Source organism: Micromonospora sp. NBRC 101691, from assembly GCF_030269285.1.
Taxonomy (GTDB): Bacteria; Actinomycetota; Actinomycetes; order Mycobacteriales; family Micromonosporaceae; genus Micromonospora; species Micromonospora echinospora.
On sequence record NZ_BSTB01000012.1, the window covers coordinates 169,723 to 189,427 of the forward strand.

Consider the following 19,705-nt stretch of genomic DNA (forward strand, 5'->3'; position numbering starts at 1 on the left):
CGGTGGCTGGGTCGGCTCGTCGGGGCGTGGCCATGGCCGTCATCATCGGTGATCCGCACCCGCGCCGACCATGCCGCCCGTCTCCGCACTGTGGACAGGAGTGTCACCGTCGCTTGTTATCTTCGCACCTCCCCGACGCGGAAAGGGTTGCCGCAGTGGAACGCACCACGGCCTACACCGACTCCTGGTACCGACAGCCCGACCCGGTCGAGCGCGAGGACGGCCGCGGGCTGACGAACCAGCATTGGGTACGCGTGGCGGCGGTGTGGCTGCTGGCGACGTGGTCGCCGGAGCAGGCTGTCGCCTGGTCGGCGACGGTGGTGTCCGGACGGACCAGGTCCCGCCGGGACCAGCAGTGGCCGGAGCCGCCGCCGTTGACGGAGATCGCGGACGCCGCCGGCCTTCCGGAGGTCACCGGCGCGACGGTGTTGACCAGTCGGGTGTCGGTCGGGCCGGGACGGTCGTACGAGCCGGTGCGCACCGACGAGGAGGTGGCGACCGAACTCGTCAGCCTGATCTCGGCCGTGGTGGGGACACCCGACCGGCGCGCGGAAGCGCTGGTGCGGTTCCTCGCCGACGAGCTGGCCGGCCCGTACGCCGATCTGCTCCGGCTGACCACCGACAGCCAGCGGCCGGACGAGCCGGACCGGCCGGAGCCCCTGCACCTGCTGCACCGCGACTTCGACGGCAGCACCCTGCGGGTCTCGCTGCAACCCGCTCCGGAGACCCGACAGCCGCCGGTCACCGGCTCCGATGGCGCCGACGCCGCCCTGCGGACCCGGCTGGCCTGCATCATGACGTTGCTGAGCGATCTGCTCTGGGTCAACAACAACAGCCCGGTCACCTTCCGGTTCCGGATCGGCCGGCTCGACCCCGGGGACGGCGATCCGGTGGCCGCCGCAGCCCGCTGGTGGGTCGAGAACCGCGAGGACGCGGACGAACACGACGAGGAGGCGTTCCGGCCCGTGCCGGCCGCCGACCTGCGTGCCGGTCTCCGCAATCTGGTACGCCTGCACCTGAACGAGCTGTTCGACGGAAGCTGGGACGGCATCGACGAGTTCCCGGAGCTTCCGGCCGACCACCTCGCGACGTTCCTGGGCGACGATCTGATCGATCTCGTCCTGGCCCGGATGGGTGCCGACGCGCACATCGGATACGCCGGCCTGTTGCCGACGACCTGGCCACCCGACGACGAGGACTTCGAGGAGGAACCACAGACCACCGTGCTGCTGGTCGGCCGGCACGAGGTGGCGGTCCTGGAGATCGACATGACCTGCTGAACCGGTCACGCGAGCGAGCCGGAGGACGGACGGTCGCCGAGCGGGACGCGGCACCTGGGCGGCGCGATCCGGCGTGGCGGGAACGCCACGGCCCGACTGTGCGGCAGCCGCGACCGGAGTACGGTGTCCGGTCGCGGCTGCCGGGCGACAGCGTCAGCGCTGCGGGAGTGGCCTGACCAGGGTCGGCGCCCCCGGCGCCGGGACGACGGCCGGCACCCGGGCGGCGGTGGCGGTCCGCGCCGCGACGGCGCTCTCACCGACCAGCGCCGTGTTCAGGAACCTGCCGACCGCCTCGCCGATCGGGTCCGGCGTGCCGGGCAGCGCGTAGTGCGTGACGTTCTGGGCGAGACTCACCTGCCGTCGACCGTCCGGGGTGTGCAGCGAGATGGCGCTGTGCCCGAAGACCAGGCCGTCGTGCCCCCAGACGTCGCCGGTGGGCCAGGTCATCCGGTAGAGGCCGAGCCCGTAGCCGGCGGCCTCCGGCTGGGCCGGGTCGAACGGCACGGTGGTCTTCATCGCGGCCAGTTGGGCCGGGCGGAGCAGCCGACCACCGAGCAGCGCCCGGAAGAAGGTGTTCAGGTCGGCCATGGTCGAGACGAGCGCCCCGGCCGTCCAGGCCCAGGACATGTTGCTGACGCTGAAGTCGCGCAGCTCGCCCTCGTACCACGGGACGTAGCCCCTGCTGTGCGGGCCGGCGATCCGGGGCCGCAGGCCGGGGAAGTACGTCTGCCGCAGCCCGAGCGGCCGGAGGATCCGCCGGTGCACCTCGTCGGTGGCGGACCGGCGGGTGACCCGCTCGATGATGAGCCCGGCCAGGATGTAGTTGGTGTTCGAGTAGGAGAAGGCCGCGCCCGGTGCCCCGGTCGGCGGCTGCCCGAGGCCGGCCCGGACGAGTTGGCCCGGCGTGAAGGTGGTGGACCGGTGCCGCTCGATGTCCTCCGGGGTGGCGAAGATGACGTGGTCGTAGTCGCTGATCCCGCTGGTGTGGTTGAGCAGCATCCGGACGGTCACCCCGGCGACCGCGAACTCCGGAAGGTACCGGCCGATCGGGGCGTCCAGCGCGATCCGGCGCTCACCGACGAGTTGCAGCAGCGTGGCGGCCACAAAGGTCTTGGTGATGCTGCCGACCCGGTGCTGGAACCCGGGCAGCACCGGTCGACCGGTCGTCACGTCGGCCACTCCGCTGGCGCCCCGCCACCGGTCCCGTCCGTCCCGCGCCTCGGCGAACGCACCGGGCATGCCGGCCTCGGTGATCGCGCGCAGGTCGGCGGTGAGCGCCGCGTCCGGCAACGACCCGGCGGGCGGACGGACGGCCGCGAGTGCCGGGTCGGCACCGGCCAGCAGGGGCGTCGCGAGTGCCGTACCGGTGGTGGCCAGCAGGAAACCGCGGCGTGACAGGTGCATGTCGCCTCCCGTGTGACGTAACTGCTGCTCATGGTGCCCCGGGCCGGCAACCGGAAACGTCGGTCTGTGGACCCATATCGGTCTCCCCACCGGGGATGACCCGGGCTCCGTCCCAGTCGGGAGAATCCGTCCGACCAGCGACGGAAGCAGCGACTCCGAGGTCCGATGTGGTGCCGGTTCATGCGGCCGCCGACTCGGCCCGACCGGGGGCCGCCGGGCGGATCCCCGAGCCGGCCGTCACGGCGCGATCAAGGGATTCTGAGTACGGGTACGGTTGGCAGATCCGGCCGCCCACGACCAGACTGCTGGTCATGCGTGTACGGATGACGATCGTCCTCGCCGTGGTCGGGCTGAGCGGGTTGCTGACCAGTGGCTGTTCCTATCGGGAGAACATCTGCGGCGACGGTGAGTACCCGGTGATCGCGGTCGGCGGCCAGGGCGGCAGCGCCTGCATCCCGGACGGCGAGGAGCCGACCGCCCCGTACACCCGCTATCCGGAGGGCAAGGTCCCGAAGCACGTCGACGACGAGTGGGACGTCTACTGGCGCACCCACGGCATCGACGCGAACGGCGCCATCGTCGAGACCCCGTAGCCGGTCAGCTGGCGCGGCCGAGCCCACGCCGGGCCGTAGAGACACCGCAGGCGAGGGCGAAGTTTGACGCCCCATGACCCCGACGGTGGTCGCCTCCCAGCGACAACTCCACCAACGACCGGCCCGGCCCGTCCTCGTGGCAGCGCCCTGCCAGCAGTTCCGCATCCCGACGTAGGCGCCGTCTCCCGCCCAGCTGTCGCGGATTTCCAGGCACGTGCTGTTCAGGCGGCCACGCACTTTCTTGACCATTCGGCACGGGTAGGAAGTTCCCGATGAACCACCGCTGGTTGACGCTGTACCAGCAGTTCCATTCCCCGACGTAGCTCAGGAGTTTTTCGGTAGCCGGGCCTTGGATCTTCTCCGCTGAAAATTTGCTACGCGCTCCGCTCCTGAGCACCTGTGGGTCGCGGGAACCGGTGTCGGTTCGTCGCGTCGGCCCAAAATAGTCGGGGCACATCCACGTCATCGGGTCGCGAGTAGTCGACTACTCGTTCGTGGCCGGCGAGGGCACGCACGTGCTGTCACGAGTCCCGTGACATGGCGGCGAAGCCGGTGCGGCCGCAGTGGGCAGGGAAGCGGTAGGCGGCCTACCGGATCGCCGGGGTGTGGGCGCACTGGGAGCAGGTCCCTGCGCCAACGGAACGGTTCAGCGTGCAGGCCGGAAGTCAGCGGGCACGCGCGCGTCACGCGGGAGCACCTTCATCGCCGACCGATCAGCGATCCGGCCGTGCTTGTTCGACGTGAACAGCCCGTGGACAGCCAGGCCACTGCGAGTGGCGGCGAGGGTCGAAAGCGGTAGCGGCCGGGGGTGGATCCGGAGTGAGTGTCCGATGGGCGACGCATTCAGGGAACAACCTGCGGGATTTCCTACTACGTGACGGTGGCCGGAGCACGAAGAATGACACCGTCCACGCACGACTTCAGGCTTCTCGCCTGATTCAGGAGGCAGTTCATCGTGACATCCACCCCCACCCGTGAACGGCCCGCCGGCCGTGGCAGTCTGGGCGACCCGGCCAGTGCCGTCCTCACCCGTCCGGGCAGCACCAAAGTCTCCAGTCTCCTGATGCAGGACACCGTCTCGGCGATGGCCCTCTCGGTCGCTCACGGGGCCTCGGCGGGCACGCTCACCGGCAAGGTCGCCCTCTTCGCGAATCCGTTCCTGGACAGCAAGGAGGAGGCGCTCGTCATCAACGAGGTAGGCGAGTTGACCTATCTCCGGCGTGCGGCGACCGGCACCGGCTGGCTCCAGGAGCCGGTCACCCAGGGTGGGCAGGACATCAAGGCCGCCGAGGTCGTGATCGTCGTTCACCCGCGTGATCTTGCGGTGTACGCGATCTACACACCCGGGACGACAGGCGTGCCTGCGGTCCTCGAACTCGTTGCGACGGTCACCGGCGAGGTGACCGCCTACACCTGGGAGGCGCGGCCCAAGGCCCTCTGGATCGATCCCGCCACCCCGATCGGCGGGCTCACCCGACTCTCGGTCTTCTACGACGGCCGGACTCCGGGCGTCACCGGCGTCGACCCGACGACGGGCCGGATCGTCGGGATCACGGCGGAGACCGCCGAGGTCGTCCAGTTCAACGTCGCGGTCTTCCCGACGTCGTTCACCGCCGAGGGTCCCGTCGACGAGCTGGCCGCCGGTCAGCTCGCGGGACGGACCAACGTACTCGGGGCCGAGTTCCTGCCCGTCTGCTACCTACGTTTCGGCGCACGGCTGATCCGGTACGACACGATCAACAACAAGATCGAGAGGGTCGCGAACAACGTCTCCAAGGTGGTCGGCGTCTACCGCGCATGGGGACGGCCCGATGTCGGATGCGTCTACCTCGACACGGAGGGGAACCTCGTCACGTGGAACCTGACAGCCCCGCTGGGGCCCGTGCCCAGCGTGGTGAAGACGCCCGGCCTGGGACTTGTCACCGGACGCCTCTGGAACGACGTCAACAACATGGCGCACGTGTACGGCCTGGACGACACGAACACGCTCAAGGTGCTGCACCAGGTCTCCTGGGACATCAACGGCGCACCGATCTGGTCGACCGCGTTGGCGAAACCACCGAAGCGGCACCGGGCTGAGGTTCGGACGCCCACCTGCGTCGGCCTGGTGCCGGACGTCGTCGCGTTCGCCATCGACCCGTACCCGGACTACCAGCCCAACGAGTTCGTCAAGTTCCAGGGGACAGCGACACCGGACGAGCAGTTCTCCTTCTTCACGCAGGACATCACCTCGGCGCGTTGGTCGCGTGACAAGGTCCGGTTGGTGCCGTCCTCCGACGACCCGCTCTCCCAGAAGCCGCACATCGTGACCAACTACGTCAGTTCCGTGACGGTCCTGGACCAGCGCGGCGGCCTCATGCCGGGGCTGACGGTCAAGATCTCGGCCGAATCGCTTGTCGAGATCCAGGTCGATGGCGCTTCCTACCTGGTGGGGCCGGGCCACAGCGCGCAACTGCCCACCAACATGCTGGGAAAGATCGTGATCTCGGTGCCCGCCGACAGCCTGATCCCGGCGACGCTCCACGTCGACGCGGTCGGGTTGGCGAACGGGGCGGTGATCCAGCCGGCGGCGTCGGTCCACGACTACCTGGCCGGGAACGGCACGCTCGGCTCACAGAAGGGCCTGTTCGACGCGGACGCGCTGACGAAGGCGAACATCGTCGGCGAAGGTCACAGGTCGTCGATCGCGGACACCGTGGAAAGCACGAAGCAGGTCTTCAAGGCGGCGTCCGGCGCACCGCTCACCTCGCGGCTGCTGCGAGGTGACGGGACCGTCCAGCCGATCCACGGCTTTTCGTTCGGCAGGGCGCCGGCCGGACATCCCGACGGTCCCAGCCGGTCGGTCTACCGCGAGTTCCACACTCGTGAGCAGTTGCAACACTATCTGGACACGATTCGGTCCCAGCCGAACTACGGCGGCAAGTGGGAGGATTTCGCCAACTGGGCCGGAGATGTCTGGGAAGGCATCAAGAACGGGGTCATCGAGGTCGTCGACGTCCTGGTGAGCACGGTCACCACGGTGCTGATCAAGATCGGCGAAATGACCATCGAGCTGATCGGGTTCATCCTCGACACCGTCGAGTCCGCGGTCCGCGCCGTCGAGGCAGTGTTCGCCAAGATCGCCGTGGCGGCGAGCAAGGTCGTGGACTGGCTCAAGGCGCTGTTCGCCTTCGGCGACATCTGGGACACGAAGACGGCGCTCCAGTCCTATCTCGGCACCGTCCTGTCGTACGGCTCCGGAGCGGCCGACCACTTCAGCGACGTCACGAAGAAATGGTTCGAAGATCAGGAGGCCAATGTCACGACCTATTTCGAGGGCCTCAAGAAGGACTACACCGGACGGCCGCTGGGCGATTCGACGAACCAGGTCCCGATGATGACCGACGCCTCCGGCCACGGCACGACCCCGCAGAACATCCTGGACGACCCGCAGGCAGGCTGGTTGCTCAACCAGAGCGTCAACGGGCCGGCGCTGGCCGCCTTCCGGGCCGCCGAGGGGCTCCCGACCGATCCGGCCCACCCGTCCGCCGTGGCGGGCCTGGCACTCGCCGACGCGTTCGCCGAGTTGATGCGGACCTTCGAGGGCAGCGGCATCCAGTCGGCGGTCTCCACGCACATGGGCGACTTCGACACCGCCGTCGCCTCGGTCGCCGACCCCCGGGACCCGGACGCCGGGTCCAAGGCGTCCATGGTCGCCCTGATCAGCCTCGTCGAGGATCTGATCCGGAACTTCCTGCACGCGATCGGCTCCGTGGTCGCCCAGGCCCTCGCCATGGTGAAGGCTCTCGCCGAGAACCTGCTCGTCGCGATGTCCGAGCCCCTGACCGACGGACCGCTCAAGACGCTCTACCTGTGGATCCAGGAACAGGCGAACGTCGAGGAGCCCGAGGAGGCGACCATCGGCGGCCTCATCCTCCTGATGGTGGCGTTCCTCGGCACGATCGCCTACAAGCTTGTCAACGGGGTCGACCAGGCGCCGTTCCCGCGCAAGGCCGTCCCGACCGTCGGCCCGCCGCCGTGGCACCCCGACTACGATCCGTCGCTGCACGGCGAGCCGAACAAGGAGGTGAACCGGGGACTGAAGATCACCCAGTTCATCCTGAGCATCGGCGGGGTGATGGGCAGCTTCTTCGACACCGTCTCGGACATCATCCCGGTCACGACAGGTCCGGGGGATCTGGGATGGAGCCCGAAGGCGCAGGAGTTCTTCGCCTGGGGCTCACTCGTCTGCAGCGCAGGTCTCTACGGCGCGGGGACGTCCTTCCCCCTCCTCACCGGCACCCAGTTCGAAGACCAGGACTGGTTGTGGACAGGCGCGTTCGTGGTCTCGCTGGCGAACCTGGGGCTGTCGGCCGCCACCATCTGGTGGAACAAGAAGAAGGGCGGTGACTCGCCCATCCTGAGGAACGCCTATGACGTCTGGCTCGGTCCGCTCGCCGTGTCGGTGGTCTCGTGGTGTTATCTGGGGACCGCAGGAGCTGCCGTCGACAGGGCCGGAACCAATTCGTACACCGCCGCCTCGACCCTGCTGTCCGCGGTCCCGGGCGGGATCCAGTTCCTCCGGTGCGGCATCGCCAAGGACTCGCCACTGCCGTACAAGACGGAGCGGGCCGGCTTCGTGGCGGTCGTCGACGCAGCGGCCAGCCTGTCCTCGAGCGTCATGCTCATGGCCGCCTCCTTCGTGACAGACGCACCGGTGATCAGGAAGACGCCGCTGCGCAACGGCGCTGCCTGGCAGCCCTACACCGCGCAACTCTCGACCGTGTCCGGCGGCACCTGGGTCTTCAACCAACCGATCAAGAACTGGACGGTGAGCGAGGGCAAGCTTCCGGCCGGGCTGACCCTCGACCCCGTGAGCGGGACCATCAGCGGCACCCCGACAGTGGGCGGTGTCACGAGTGCGTTCTCGGTGACCTGCACTGACTCGTACGGACCGCCGCAGGTCTCCAGCCCGCAACCGATGACGATCACCATCGACTGACGCCCGCGACGTGGCGAGGAGGCCGGCCGGTGTCGGCCCCTCGCCACGTCGCCCGGCTACTGAACCCTCGCGCCGATTCGGCTCCGCTCGTCGTCAGCAGCGCAGCGCTGCCGAACTCAGCCAGTCACGCGGAAGGTCGCGTCCGCGCGGAAAGTGGCGCTGTTGTCGTTGGCCGCCAGGACGAAGTCGTAGTTGCTGTGCCGCAGGAAGTAGCCGGGGAAGTTCACCGACTCGAACGACACGTACCCGCTGCTGTTGGCCAGACCGGGAACGACCCGGAACTGTGCGTCCTGAGCCGGACTGACGTCGAGGTCGATGCGCACGTCGTAGTTGACGTGCCGGACGTAGCGGTCCGGGAAGTTGCGGGTACCGCCCATGTCGTACGATCCCGACGCCGTGATCTGGTAGGTGCTCGGCGTTGCCGGGGCGTCGTCACTGGCATGTAGCCCCGCCCGGACGAGTACTGGTCCAGGCACAGCGCCCACTGGTTGCGGTCGTTGAACTTCATCCACATCGGGCCCTCGACCTGCCTTCCGGTCAGCCCGATGCCCGACAGGTTGCCCACCGTCGTCCAGGTCCCCGTGATCGTGTTACTGCCTTCGAGGGTGATCTGGCCGTCGCCGGAGGCACGCACGTAGCGGTAGCTGCCGACGCCCGCGGGAACCTCGACGATCTGCGTACTGGTGGAGACCGGCACGCCGAGGTTCGGGGTGCCGTCGGCGTTCCAGCGATCCGCTGGATGCATCGGGGTGGGCTTCTTCGCCCACGATGAGGCCGACAGCGCTAAGGCCAAGACCAAGACGAGAGCGCGCCGGATCCGGACGCCGCGATCTCCTACAGCACCGCGCGATGATCGCATCGCGCTCAGCCAGTGGACGCTCGCCAATGGAGCGGGACGGTTGCCGTAGCCGGAGTATCAAGCGTGGCGAGGTGACCTTCGCCGATCGCGTGCGTCAACCCGTTGTCTCCGGGAACCAGCCGGTCAACCCGCGCCGACAGCCGTATCTGGCCGAGGACGTGGCCGGCGCGGTCGATGGTAGCCAGCGAACCGTCCGCGAAGGCGAACAGCACACCGCCGGGCACCGGGGCCGCGGCGCGGACACCGCCGTACGGTAGTCGACGCACGGCGGTGACCGCGCCATGCACCAGGTCGATGACCGCGACGCCGACTTCATCGACGAGCCACAGCGTGTCCTCGTGAAGGATCGGCGTGTGGGGGCGGAGATCACGCTCGTGGCGCCACAGCACCTGCACACCGTTCACCGGATGGAAAGTCATGACCGTCCGCCGACCGCTGAGGAAGGTGACACGGCCACCGTCGCTGACTCCATAGCTGCCGCCAGCATCGGAAACGACCACCGGCTCCGGCAGCGACCACTCCCTCAGAACGGCCCCGGAGGCGGCCATCACCACCAGTTCCGGCGAACCGCTGCCCGCGATGAGCACCGCATCGACGGCCCGGTCGCCCTCGAGCCTCCACCGGACCGGCTGCGGCCAGGCAAGTGGACCGGCTCCGGCAGCCGCGCCGTCATCGAACGGCAGGCCTCTGCCGTCGGCGAGGGCCACCCGCGTCAACGGGTGGTAACCGCGCCATCCTCCCAGCAGAGCAACAGCGCCGCAGACGCTGACGTAGTACCGCAGGCCCAGGCCGGGCGTCGACCACAACCGTTGCCCGTTGTCCAGGTCGAAGCAGCGCAGAACACCTGCCTGGCTCAGGTAGAGGCAGCGCTGACCTGCGATGACGGCGGTGCCCTGGCAATCCTCGACACGCTGTTCCCACAACCGCGCCCCGGTGCGTGGGTCCAGCCGGACCAGACGCGAGTGCCGCTCCGCCACGACGAGGGAACCGGCCGCCACCGCCAGCGCCTGCGGACCCGACCTCAGATGCAACGGCCGCGACCACAACACCCTGACCGACTGACCCACCACGGCGGCATGATCGCACGTATCGGCACGGTGACACGTACTTCCTCGGGCCGGGAGGCCAGTTCGATCTATGTCTCGTACGGATCCCAGTCAGCGGGGCCCTGGGTCGATGCCGGCGGGCGACGGGGCGTAGCCGGGCAGCCAGGCGTATCGCTCCAGCGCCGGGCCGATGTCCTCGTCTCCGGGGGCGACGAGGACCCGCAACAGCTGGGCGTCATGCGGCCAGCGGCGGGTGCCGGGGTGGTCGACGCCGCGCAGATGGGCGGCGAGGTCCGGCAGGGTCAGGCCAGCTCGACCCGGCTACCGCCGCCGAAAAGATTTCCGTTCAGAAAAGTTTCCTAACTATTGACTCGCGCAAGTAGTTTTAGAGAGAGTGCCGTCTATGCTCACCCGTAGAGCCCTGCTTGCTCTGGCCGGTGCCGCCGGCGGCGCCCTTGCCCTGCCCGTTCCCGCATTCACCCTGGACGTGAGTCTGGCCGCGGACCCGGTCGCGGACGAGTATCACCGCCTGCTGCTCGTGCACACCCGGTGGGTGCAGCAGCAGTGGGATCCGGCCGTCGGCGCGTACCGGGCCGCGGATTTCCGGTTCGCTGCCGTCCTCGGCAACGCCGTGCTGCTCACCACCGACGGCTACGACGCCGGTCTGGCCGGTGTCGACGCGGCCGTCCTGCGCGAGCAGACGCTCGCCACGATCACCCGGTTCGCCGCGACGAACCGGCTCGCCGGTGGAACCGAATGGGGCCGACGGCTGTTCTGGGATTCGACGTTCGAGTTGTACTTCGTGCTCGCCGCCCGGCTGCTGTGGGCGGAGCTAGACGCCGCCACCCGGTCGAACGTCGACGCGATCGCACGCGGACAGGCCGCCTACGCGTACGGGCTGGGCACCGGCAACGACCCGCTCAGCGGCTCCTGGACCCCGAACGGCAGCGCCGGCGGGTACCGCGGCGACACCAAACTCGAGGAGATGGGCGTCTACGCGCAGGCCATCGCGCCCGGCCTGGCATGGGCTCCGGCCGGTGACGCCGAGGCGAGCCGCTGGCAGGAGCGGTTCGTGTTCTGGGCGGCCAACGCCAGCGGGCTGCCCGCCGCCGACCGCGCCAACCCGGCCGTGATCGACGGCCGCCCGGTCAGCGCCTGGAACGTCGCGCACAACCTGCACGACACGTTCGTGGTGGAGAACCACGAGTCGGTGAACCCGCACTACCAGGCCGAACTGTGGCGCACCGCCGGGCGGGCCGCCGCGCACTTCCTCGCCGCCGGCCGGCCGTTGCCCCAGGTGCTGACCCGCCAGCCCAACGGGCGGGAACTGTGGGCAACCCTACGGCTGCTGGCCAGCGACGCCGGCGAGCCGGTCATGCCGATGATCGCCGACCGCTACCACCTGTACGGCCGTGATGTGCTACCTCTGGCGTTCCTCGCCCAGGTCCAGGGCGACCGGCACGCCGCCCGCGCCGAGGCGGACCTGGCAACGCGGCTGATGCCCTACCTGCGGTACGCGCCGGAGAACCGGCTCACGAAGTTCAGCGGCGAGGAGAAGTACGAGCCGGAGGCCCGCGCCGAGCTTGCCATCGCGTACCTGTTCCACCGCTGGCGGGCAACGCCGGTACAGCCGGTGACCAGCGTCGAGTTCTTCACCGCCGCCGCCGGAACCCGGTTCTTCGGCACAGCCGTGGGCCTGACCGCGCACCAGAGCACCACCGGCTTCGCTGCCGCCGTCACCAAACCCGGGCAGGTCCGGTTCCTGTGGCAGCCCGGCCACGACAACTGGCTGATCGACACCCGGGCACCCGCGTTCCTGCCCGCACAGACCGCGCCGCCGATGCGGCAGTGGACGGCCGCCTACACCGCCGCCCGTGACGGCGTCGACTCCACCGCCACCGTGCTGCAGACCGCCGCCGGGTGGGCCGGATACGCCACCCTCCCGACCGGCACCGTCGTCTACGCCGGCCCCGGCCCGTCGTCACTGACCCTGTTCAACCTGACCATGCCCGGCGTGCCCGGCCTCGACGGCTCCCGGACCTTCACCGGCCCGGCAGGCACCGTGACACCCCCTGCCGGGCTCGGTGACGGCGGCACCGACAGGATCACCTTCACCGCCCGCAGCGCCAGACACGTCCGGTTCCTCGGCCAGTCCGCGTCCGGGCAGTACGGCTACTCCCTGTTCGCCTTCGAGGCGTTCGACGCCACCGGCACCGACCGGGCTCGCGGCCGTACCGTCACCGCGTCGTCGGCCGACCCGGCCTATCCGGCCACGAACGCCGTCGACGGCAACGCCACCACTCGCTGGGCGGTCTCCCGCGACGAACGCAGCCGCACCGACAGCTGGCTCGCCGTCGACCTCGGCGCTACCGTCCAGCTCACCGGCGTCACTCTCACCTGGGAGGCCGCGTACGCCACCTCGTACCTCGTGCAGACCTCGACCAACGGCACCACCTGGACCACTGCGGTCGCCGCGCCCTCGACCGCGACACTGGGCGCCTGGGCCGGCGTCGACGGCCGCGCCGGCCTTGTCACGCACGGCGCCACCGGCCCGATCACTGCGTCACCGACGCGGATCACCATCCCGCCCGCCACCCTCATCGAGGGCTACAGCGGTGCCGGAACGGACCTGGCCGCCGCGGCGGCCAGGCGGCTACCCACCGGCGGGCCGGCCACCCTGCGCGTCAGCGACGCCGACGGATACCTCACCCTGCTCAACCTCTCCCCCACTGCCGTCAACGGCGCGGTCCTGACCCTGCCGCGCGGCGACCGGCTCTACCGCGGGGTGTCCATCGCCCGCGCCGACGGCGGCCTGGACCTGACCGCTTCGGTACCCGCCGGTGGCGGCGCCGTACGACCCACCCGGTTCACCGTGACCGGCCGCGCACCGACCGGCGCCCGATTCTCGGTCGCCGACTCGCACAACGTCACGGTCACCGCACCGGCAGGCGCCGCCATCGACGTTCGCCTGACCGCCGGGTCCTGGTCGACACAGGCGCAGGTACCCGCAGGCGCGACCCGGAGTTTCACCAAGCCGGTCGACGGGCCGGTCACCCCCACCACCGACCTGGCTCGCGGCCGCACCACCTTCCCCACCTCGCCGCTACCCGCAGGCATGGGCGAACCGTCGCACGCCGTCGACGGCAACCCTGGTACCTCCTGGCGCCCCGGCCCGAACGGGCGGATGGTCGTGGATCTGGGCGCCTCACGCACCGTCACGGCCGTGTCGCTGGCCTGGACCAGCGGCACCCGCCGTGCCGTGCGCGTCGAGACTTCGACCGACGGCGGCACCTACAGCATCTTCAGCGGGCCGTTGTCCGCGCGGTACATCGCGGTGGCTGTGCCCGGCTGGACCACCGGCGACGCGGAGATCGTCGAGTTGTCCGTCACCGCGTAGCCCGCGTCCCCCGGGCCTTGATGACGGCACGAGCACCCGTCGCGCACGAAAGGAACCCATGAGAACGCGTCTCCTGGCGGCCGACGGGGCACGAGCGTCGCCACGGCCGCCATGATCGCCCAGTGACGACCGGCGGCGCGCCCGCCGCCGCATGCCAGCCGGCGTACGTTGCCAGCGCAATCTATGCCGCCGGCGTCAAGGCCCTATGCCCTTCGGTGAGCGGTTGCCGGCTTGGGCGCTTGGCGTCGACCGCGCGTGCCGTTTCGTCGCCTCCCTGCCGTAATAGGCTTCCCCGCGCCACCCGCGAAATGCCGGATGGGATCCTCCGTGTCCTCGACCTCGACAACGTCCGCGCCACGGGTGGTGGTGTTCGGCCTCGGTGGCACCATCGGCATGTGCCGCACGGACGGCGGTGCCGTTGCTCCGGCCCTGTCCGCCCAGCAGCTCGTCGACGCCGTACCCGGGCTGGCCGCGACCGGGATCGAGATCGAGGTGACGGATTTCGCCGCCGCCCCCGGCGCGTCGCTCACCTTCGCCGACCTCACCGAACTCGCTGCCGCCGCCAAACCAGGTGCTGGCGGCCGGCGTCGTGGTCACCCAGGGAACCGGCACGATCGAAGAGACCGCCTACGACTCGCCGACGCATGAAACGACAGCCCTGCCGATACCCCCTCCCCCGGCAACGCGCCGGCTCCGGCCTACCGGAGCCGGCGCGTTGCCGGGGTCAGCCGTCCAGCCGACGGACCATGTTCATGATCGTTTCGATCTGGGCTCCGCCTTTGATCGGGTAGTTGGTGGCTCCGAGGTAGCCCCACCAGTCCCAGCAGCCGTTCGGGTTCACCGCCGTCGGGATCGCCTGCGGGTAGAGGACGATGAGTCGGTTGGTGTCGGCGTACTGGTTGAGGTTGGCCCGGTCGACGAAGGCGGTGCCGACCTTGCTGTGGCCCTGGGCGCAGCCGTGCAGGGCGACCAGCAGGCGGCAGGTCTGGCCGGCGGCGCAGGAGCTCGGCACGTACGCGAAGCCGTTGGCGTCCATGCTGAGCCCACTGGCCCAGCCGTTGACCGCGAACGAGTCCTGGCCGAACCGGATCAGGGTGCCGCCGAGCGGGCCGGTGTTCGGCGGGGACACCGAGCCGAGCAGCTTGCCGAGGAAGGTGCGCTGTGGGTCGGTGCCGCAGTCGTTGAGGAACGGGGCAGCGGTCTGCGTGCAGCCGACCGTGCCGTACGGGGTCACCCAGGCGTGGCCGGCGGCGCTGCCGGAGTCGTACTGGACGCTGGCGCCGAAGTCCCGGTAGTAGCGGGCCAGGTCGTTGGTCACCGAGGTCTTCACCACCTGGTCGTTGGCACCGTGGTAGACGTAGGACGGCTGGCCGGCGAGGTTGCCGGTGCCGTCCACCCAGCCGTACGACGCCCAGGTGCGGGTGTAGGTCTCCAACGCGGGCACGTTGGTGGGGTAGATGTTGTCGCCGCAGCCGTAGAGCGCCTGCGCAACGTTGTTCTGGGCGCAGTAGTACGGGCCGGCCGCGAAGACCGCAGCTCCCCGGATCCGCGACGAGTAGGCGACCTGGAGCTGGGTGGCCATGTACCCGCCGGAGGAGACCCCGGCGACGTAGACGGCGGAGACCGGGTAGCTACGCAGCGAGCCGGAGATCGGGGTCTTGGTGTACGGCGCACCGGCGGCCCGGGCGGCGACACCACCGCTGGGCAGAACCAACAGGACGGCGGCGACGAGGGCGGTGAGGGCTTTCCACGGTGTTCTCATGACGTTCTCCCGTCAAAGCGCCGGTGGGACGGCCAGCGTGCGGAGACGCTAACGTGACATCGAACACAGGCCATATCCGTACGATCGACATCTCGGCGTCGGCCACGGTGTGGGCAGCCCACCGGCCGCGTCTCGCGGCACCCGACTCTCGTAGACCAGCGTGAACCCGACCACGGCTTGATTTGCCTGTCCTCGCCCCCAGTCAGGACCAGCATCAGTTTCGTCAACACGAACTCCACACCGATCGCGCCGGTCTTCGCCGACCACTCCGGTGAGCCGTGTTTCAGCACGGTGTCGCCGACGGCGTCGCGGTGTCAGCAGGCTTGGCGGTGGATGCTCGACTACAGGTGTGTTCGCCCGCGGGAGGTACTCGTGAACGGACACGATGTTCTTCGGGGCTGCGCTGCTCGTGGCCGAGGAGTTCTCTGTCGTCCCACGCCATCTGTTCGCTCCTGGCGAGCCATCGGAGATGGTGTACGACTCGGATACAGAGCTGGTGGCGAAGTCACGGCGGGGGCAGGTACATGGCCCGGACGGTGACGCGCGGGCTGGGCGCCGACTCGTTACCGCTCGCGTCGACGGCGACGACGACGTACTCGTGGGTGGTGCCCGCACCGACGGCTAGTGTCAGCGAGTTGCCGGCGGTCTCGCCGACCACCGTGGCCCCCTCGTACAACCGGTAGCCGGTCGGTGGCTCCCCTCCGGTCGAGGGGGACCAGGTCAGGGTCACCTGCGCCGAGGAGGGCCACACGGCCGGGACGTTGCCGGAGACGACGAGGGACGCGGGCGCCGCCGGGCGGGCGGGCGGCCCGTCCGGGGTGGTCACCTCGACCCGGCGGCTGCGCGGGCTCTCACCGCAGCCCTGTGCGAGGCTCGCGACCACCCGGTACGCGTGCGCCGACGCAGAGGGCAGTCCGGTGAGGACGACCTCCGGGTAGCGGGTGGTGGCGACCGGGGTGTCCCCGTCGAGCACAGTGTACGAGGCGGCGGTGGAGTCGAAGGTCCAGGCGAGGCGCACCGAGGACGGCGACGTCCCGGTGACCCGCAGGTCCACCGGCCGGGGCGGCTCGGTCAGGCAGGTCTCGGTGGCGACCGTGGCGGCGGCACTGTGGGTGGACTCGTTGCCCACCGCGTCCAGGGCGGCGACCGTGAACCGGTGCCAGGTGGCATGGTAGAGCCGGTCCACCGTGACCGTCGTCCCGGTGGTGGCGGCGACCAGCGTCGCGCCGTCGTAGATCGCGTACCGGGTCGGCGGGGTGCCGGGCGGAGCGGCCCAGGACAGGCCGACGGTGGAGTCGGTCCGACCGGTCACGGTGAGTCCGGTGGGCGCCGCCGGCCGGGCCGGGTCACCCGGTGCGGTGGTGGCGGTGATGGAGCCGGTCAGGCGGGGACCGCCGCTGCCGGGGCACTGGCTGTAGCGGTAGAGGGCGAACTGGTGGGACACGCCCGGTGCCAGGCCGCCGACGCGGACGCTGGTCCCCGGGACCGGGCCGAGGCTACGGCCGTCGACGCGGAGTTCCAGGTCACCGCCGAGCGGGTGCCGCGTCCAGGCGATGGCGACCGCCGAGGCGGTGACCTCCCGGATCGAGACCGGCACCCCGGGATCGGGCATGCACTCCGGGTTGTAGCCGTACTGCCAGGACCGCCCGGTGACCGGGATGGCGTGGACCGACTCCCGGCCCCGGCGGTCGACCGCCGTGACGGTGTAGGTGTGCGTGGAGCCGAACGGGACCTCCAGCATGGTGGCGGTGGTGGTGGTCCGTGCCACCACCTGGTCGTTCTCGTACACCCGGAAGGCGGTGGCCCGGGAACCGGTGCGCGGCTGCTCCCAGGTGAGCGAGATGCTGCTGCCGGTCGTGCTCGCCCAGAGGGCGGTGGGCGTGGCGGGGCCGGCGGAGCCGGCCGAGGCGGCGGGTGCGGTGGTGGCGAGGGTGCCGAGCACGGTGGCGAGCAGGACGGTGCCACGGCGACGGAGCGGTGGGCTCACAGAGATCCTCTCGAATCCGCGAAAGTCGATGAACTCATCGAAGCCGCGCCGTGACAGCCTGTCAATTGGCCGTTGGGAGCGCTCGGCTCCGCACCTGGTCAGGGGTAGCCGCGCCGTGATCGCCGCGGCGCCGGACGTGCCGGTCCCAGACGACATCAACATCCTGGAGGCCCTCAGCACCGGGGTCCGCCGCCTGCCGCAGGTCACCATCGGCAGGATCGCCGGCTTCGCCCGGGGCGCGGGCAACGAGTTCCTGATGTATCTCGACATGCGGTTCGCGGCGATCGGCCGGTCCGGCCAGGTCCAGCCCGAGGCCCGGATGGCGATCCTTCCCGCCGGCGGCGGAACGGTCCAGATGGCCCGCCTGCTCGGCCGGGAGCGCGCCCTGGAACTGCTCCTCGGCGGCGAACTCGTCGGTGCCGAGCTGGCCGAACGCTACGGCCTGGTCAACCGCGCGCTCCCGGCGGACGAGATCGACGCCTTCGTCGACCGGCTGGCACGCCGGGTCGCCCGCCTGCGGCCGGAGGTCGTCGCGATCAGAGCGACCACCGAGAACATCACCCCGACGACTCCCCGTGAGGCGTACGCGGCGGAGAACGCCGCCCTGTTCCCGATGTTCACCGAGGACATGGTGGAGTCGGCTCGCCGGCAGCTCGCCGCGGGCGTGCCGACGTGCGAGAGCGAACGCGACCTGGAAGGTCTCCTCGACAGTCCTACCTGACCGGCCCGGGCGATCAGCCCTGACGGAGGGGACGCAGGTGGCGGTCGGCCCACTCGGCGAACGGGGTCAGGGGGATGTCGAGGGCGCGCGCGAACTCCGGCCGGGCCGGCTGCCCGGCGACGTTCAGGAACTCGTGGGAGGTGGTGGCCCAGGGCGGCATGCCGGCGGCGAGCGCCTCTGCCTCGGTTATGTCGGGAGCGGTACCGTCGATGCCGAGCGACTCACCGATGATCCTCGCGATCTCGGTCATCGGCAGGTGGTCGCCGGCCAGTTCGAGTTCGACGCGGTGGAAGCGGTCGGGCTCGGCGAAGGCCGCCGCGGCCGCCCGGCCGATGTCGTCGACGGCGACCAGCGACAGGTGGGTCTGCGGCCGGAGGACCGTCGCGAGCCCGCCCGCGATGCCCCGTGGTAGCAGGTAGGCCAGGTCGGGCAGGAAGTTCTCCATGAAGAAGCCCGGCTTGATCAGCGTCCACCGGTCGAAGCCGGCGGCCCGGACGCGTTCCTGCATCCCGGCCTTGGGCAGATAGACGCGCTCCATCGCGGCCCAGCGCCCGTCAGCCCAGCCGGGGGCGTGCTCGTGCTGCCCGGCGCCGGAGACCGAGGTGTGCACGAACTGCGGGACCTCCGCGGCCAGCGCGGCCTCGATCAGGTTGACGCCCTGGGCGAGTTCGCTCTCGAAGTCCCAGGTGTCGCCGCGCAGCTCCGGCATCTGCATGGAGAAGACGGCACGGGCGCCCCGGGCCGCCGGGACCAGCGATGCGGGGTCGCGGAGATCGCCGGCGACCAGCTCGGCGCCGAGAGCGGCGACCGCGGCGGCCCTGTCGGTAGCGGGGTCACGGACCAGGGCACGCACCGGGACGCCGGCGGCGAGCAGGGCGCGGGCGGTTGCCCCGCCCTGCCGACCGGTGGCGCCGGTGACCAGGACTGGTGCTCGATCTGACATGGACACACTCCTCGACACAGGAAACGGCGGGGGCCGCCGTTTGCGCTTGCTAAGATACGGCGGACCCCGCCGCTTAGCAACGCCGAGGTGAGACATGCGAGCGGACGCCCGCCGGAACTACGAACTACTGCTCGCGGTGGCAGCGGAGGCGGTGGCCGAACACGGGGCCGACGCGTCGCTGGAGCAGATCGCCCGGACCGCCGGGGTGGGCTCCGGCACGGTCCGCCGCCACTTCCCGACCCGGCACGCCCTGCTCGAAGCCGTCTTCCGGGAGCGCATCGACGCCCTCTGCGCCCACGCCGGCGAACTGGCGACCAAGCCGGATCCCCGCGCCGCGCTCGTCGATTTCCTGATCGCGATCACCCGGGCCGCCGCGACGATCCGGGGCCTGGCCGAGGCGCTGAACCGCGGCCGCACCGAAGGCGTCTACTGCGCGTCCGACCAACTGTCCGAGGCGGGTGAGCCACTGGTTCGCCGGGCCGCCGAGGCCGGAGTGCTGGTGTCCGGCGTCACCTTCGCCGACCTGTCGACGCTGGTCACCGGAATCGCCCTGGCGACCGAGAACGACCGCGACCCCGGTGCCACGGCGATCCGCCTGCTCTCGCTGGCCATGACGGGGTTCACGGTGACACCGCAGGAGACCACAGAGCACGGACCACTTGCGGGACCAGGGCCTGACCACGCCTCGGGGTAAGGGCCCGATCGTAAGCCGTAGCTCAGGCGGCAGTTGAT

At 70.4% G+C, this 19,705-nt stretch carries 13 protein-coding genes and 1 pseudogene; 7 read left to right on the plus strand and 7 right to left on the minus strand.

Annotated features, from left to right (window positions below):
• Window positions 1–155: 155 nt before the first annotated feature.
• The gene (locus QSK20_RS19555) at window positions 156–1,280 is read left to right on the plus strand and encodes a hypothetical protein (RefSeq protein ID WP_285790035.1); all 1,125 of its coding nucleotides are present in this window, start codon (window positions 156–158) and stop codon (window positions 1,278–1,280) included.
• Between the two features lie 153 nt (window positions 1,281–1,433).
• On the opposite strand, the gene QSK20_RS19560 is transcribed toward QSK20_RS19555, so the two are convergent.
• On the minus strand, window positions 1,434–2,657 hold the full coding sequence (locus tag QSK20_RS19560; RefSeq protein WP_502888949.1) for a serine hydrolase domain-containing protein: 1,224 nt from the start codon (window positions 2,655–2,657) through the stop codon (window positions 1,434–1,436).
• Between the two features lie 338 nt (window positions 2,658–2,995).
• Between QSK20_RS19560 and QSK20_RS19565 the strand changes: the two genes are divergently transcribed.
• Window positions 2,996–3,277: an SCO0607 family lipoprotein gene (locus tag QSK20_RS19565; RefSeq protein ID WP_285790037.1), complete on the plus strand. Its 282-nt coding sequence runs from the start codon at window positions 2,996–2,998 to the stop codon at window positions 3,275–3,277.
• Window positions 3,278–4,232: 955 nt separating this feature from the next.
• Complete coding sequence (locus QSK20_RS19570) at window positions 4,233–8,258, plus strand: Ig domain-containing protein (RefSeq protein ID WP_285790038.1); 4,026 nt, start codon at window positions 4,233–4,235, stop codon at window positions 8,256–8,258.
• A gap of 116 nt (window positions 8,259–8,374) precedes the next feature.
• Here the strand turns inward: QSK20_RS19570 and QSK20_RS19575 are convergent, their stop codons facing one another.
• From QSK20_RS19575 to QSK20_RS19580, 3 genes and pseudogenes are all read right to left on the minus strand, one after another.
• Window positions 8,375–8,635: an AbfB domain-containing protein gene (locus tag QSK20_RS19575; protein ID WP_285790039.1), complete on the minus strand. Its 261-nt coding sequence runs from the start codon at window positions 8,633–8,635 to the stop codon at window positions 8,375–8,377.
• A 107-nt stretch (window positions 8,636–8,742) separates the two neighbouring features.
• A pseudogene (locus tag QSK20_RS32275) lies at window positions 8,743–9,117 on the minus strand (hypothetical protein); the annotation flags it as partial.
• A gap of 5 nt (window positions 9,118–9,122) precedes the next feature.
• Window positions 9,123–10,187, minus strand: coding sequence for an outer membrane protein assembly factor BamB family protein (locus tag QSK20_RS19580; RefSeq protein ID WP_285790040.1), 1,065 nt, complete (start codon window positions 10,185–10,187; stop codon window positions 9,123–9,125).
• Between the two features lie 379 nt (window positions 10,188–10,566).
• On the opposite strand from QSK20_RS19580, the gene QSK20_RS19585 reads away from it, so the two are divergent.
• Together QSK20_RS19585 and QSK20_RS19590 are read left to right on the plus strand one after the other, a co-directional pair.
• Window positions 10,567–13,560 carry a discoidin domain-containing protein gene (locus tag QSK20_RS19585; RefSeq protein WP_285790041.1) on the plus strand — a complete coding sequence of 998 codons (2,994 nt, stop codon included), beginning with the start codon at window positions 10,567–10,569 and terminating at the stop codon, window positions 13,558–13,560.
• 327 nt (window positions 13,561–13,887) lie between these two features.
• Window positions 13,888–14,208, plus strand: a complete 321-nt coding sequence (locus tag QSK20_RS19590) for an asparaginase domain-containing protein (RefSeq protein WP_285790042.1) — start codon at window positions 13,888–13,890, stop codon at window positions 14,206–14,208.
• A 76-nt stretch (window positions 14,209–14,284) separates the two neighbouring features.
• Here the strand turns inward: QSK20_RS19590 and QSK20_RS19595 are convergent, their stop codons facing one another.
• Window positions 14,285–15,322, minus strand: a complete 1,038-nt coding sequence (locus QSK20_RS19595; protein WP_285790043.1) for an extracellular catalytic domain type 2 short-chain-length polyhydroxyalkanoate depolymerase — start codon at window positions 15,320–15,322, stop codon at window positions 14,285–14,287.
• A gap of 505 nt (window positions 15,323–15,827) precedes the next feature.
• Entirely contained in the window at window positions 15,828–17,309 is a 1,482-nt protein-coding gene (locus QSK20_RS19600) for a fibronectin type III domain-containing protein (protein WP_285790044.1), read from the minus strand.
• Window positions 17,310–17,445: 136 nt separating this feature from the next.
• Between QSK20_RS19600 and QSK20_RS19605 the strand changes: the two genes are divergently transcribed.
• Window positions 17,446–18,030 carry an enoyl-CoA hydratase/isomerase family protein gene (locus tag QSK20_RS19605; protein WP_285790045.1) on the plus strand — a complete coding sequence of 195 codons (585 nt, stop codon included), beginning with the start codon at window positions 17,446–17,448 and terminating at the stop codon, window positions 18,028–18,030.
• Between the two features lie 13 nt (window positions 18,031–18,043).
• Here the strand turns inward: QSK20_RS19605 and QSK20_RS19610 are convergent, their stop codons facing one another.
• Entirely contained in the window at window positions 18,044–18,973 is a 930-nt protein-coding gene (locus QSK20_RS19610; RefSeq protein ID WP_285790046.1) for an NmrA family NAD(P)-binding protein, read from the minus strand.
• A 94-nt stretch (window positions 18,974–19,067) separates the two neighbouring features.
• On the opposite strand from QSK20_RS19610, the gene QSK20_RS19615 reads away from it, so the two are divergent.
• Window positions 19,068–19,667, plus strand: coding sequence for a TetR/AcrR family transcriptional regulator (locus tag QSK20_RS19615; protein WP_285790047.1), 600 nt, complete (start codon window positions 19,068–19,070; stop codon window positions 19,665–19,667).
• Window positions 19,668–19,705: the final 38 nt, after the last annotated feature.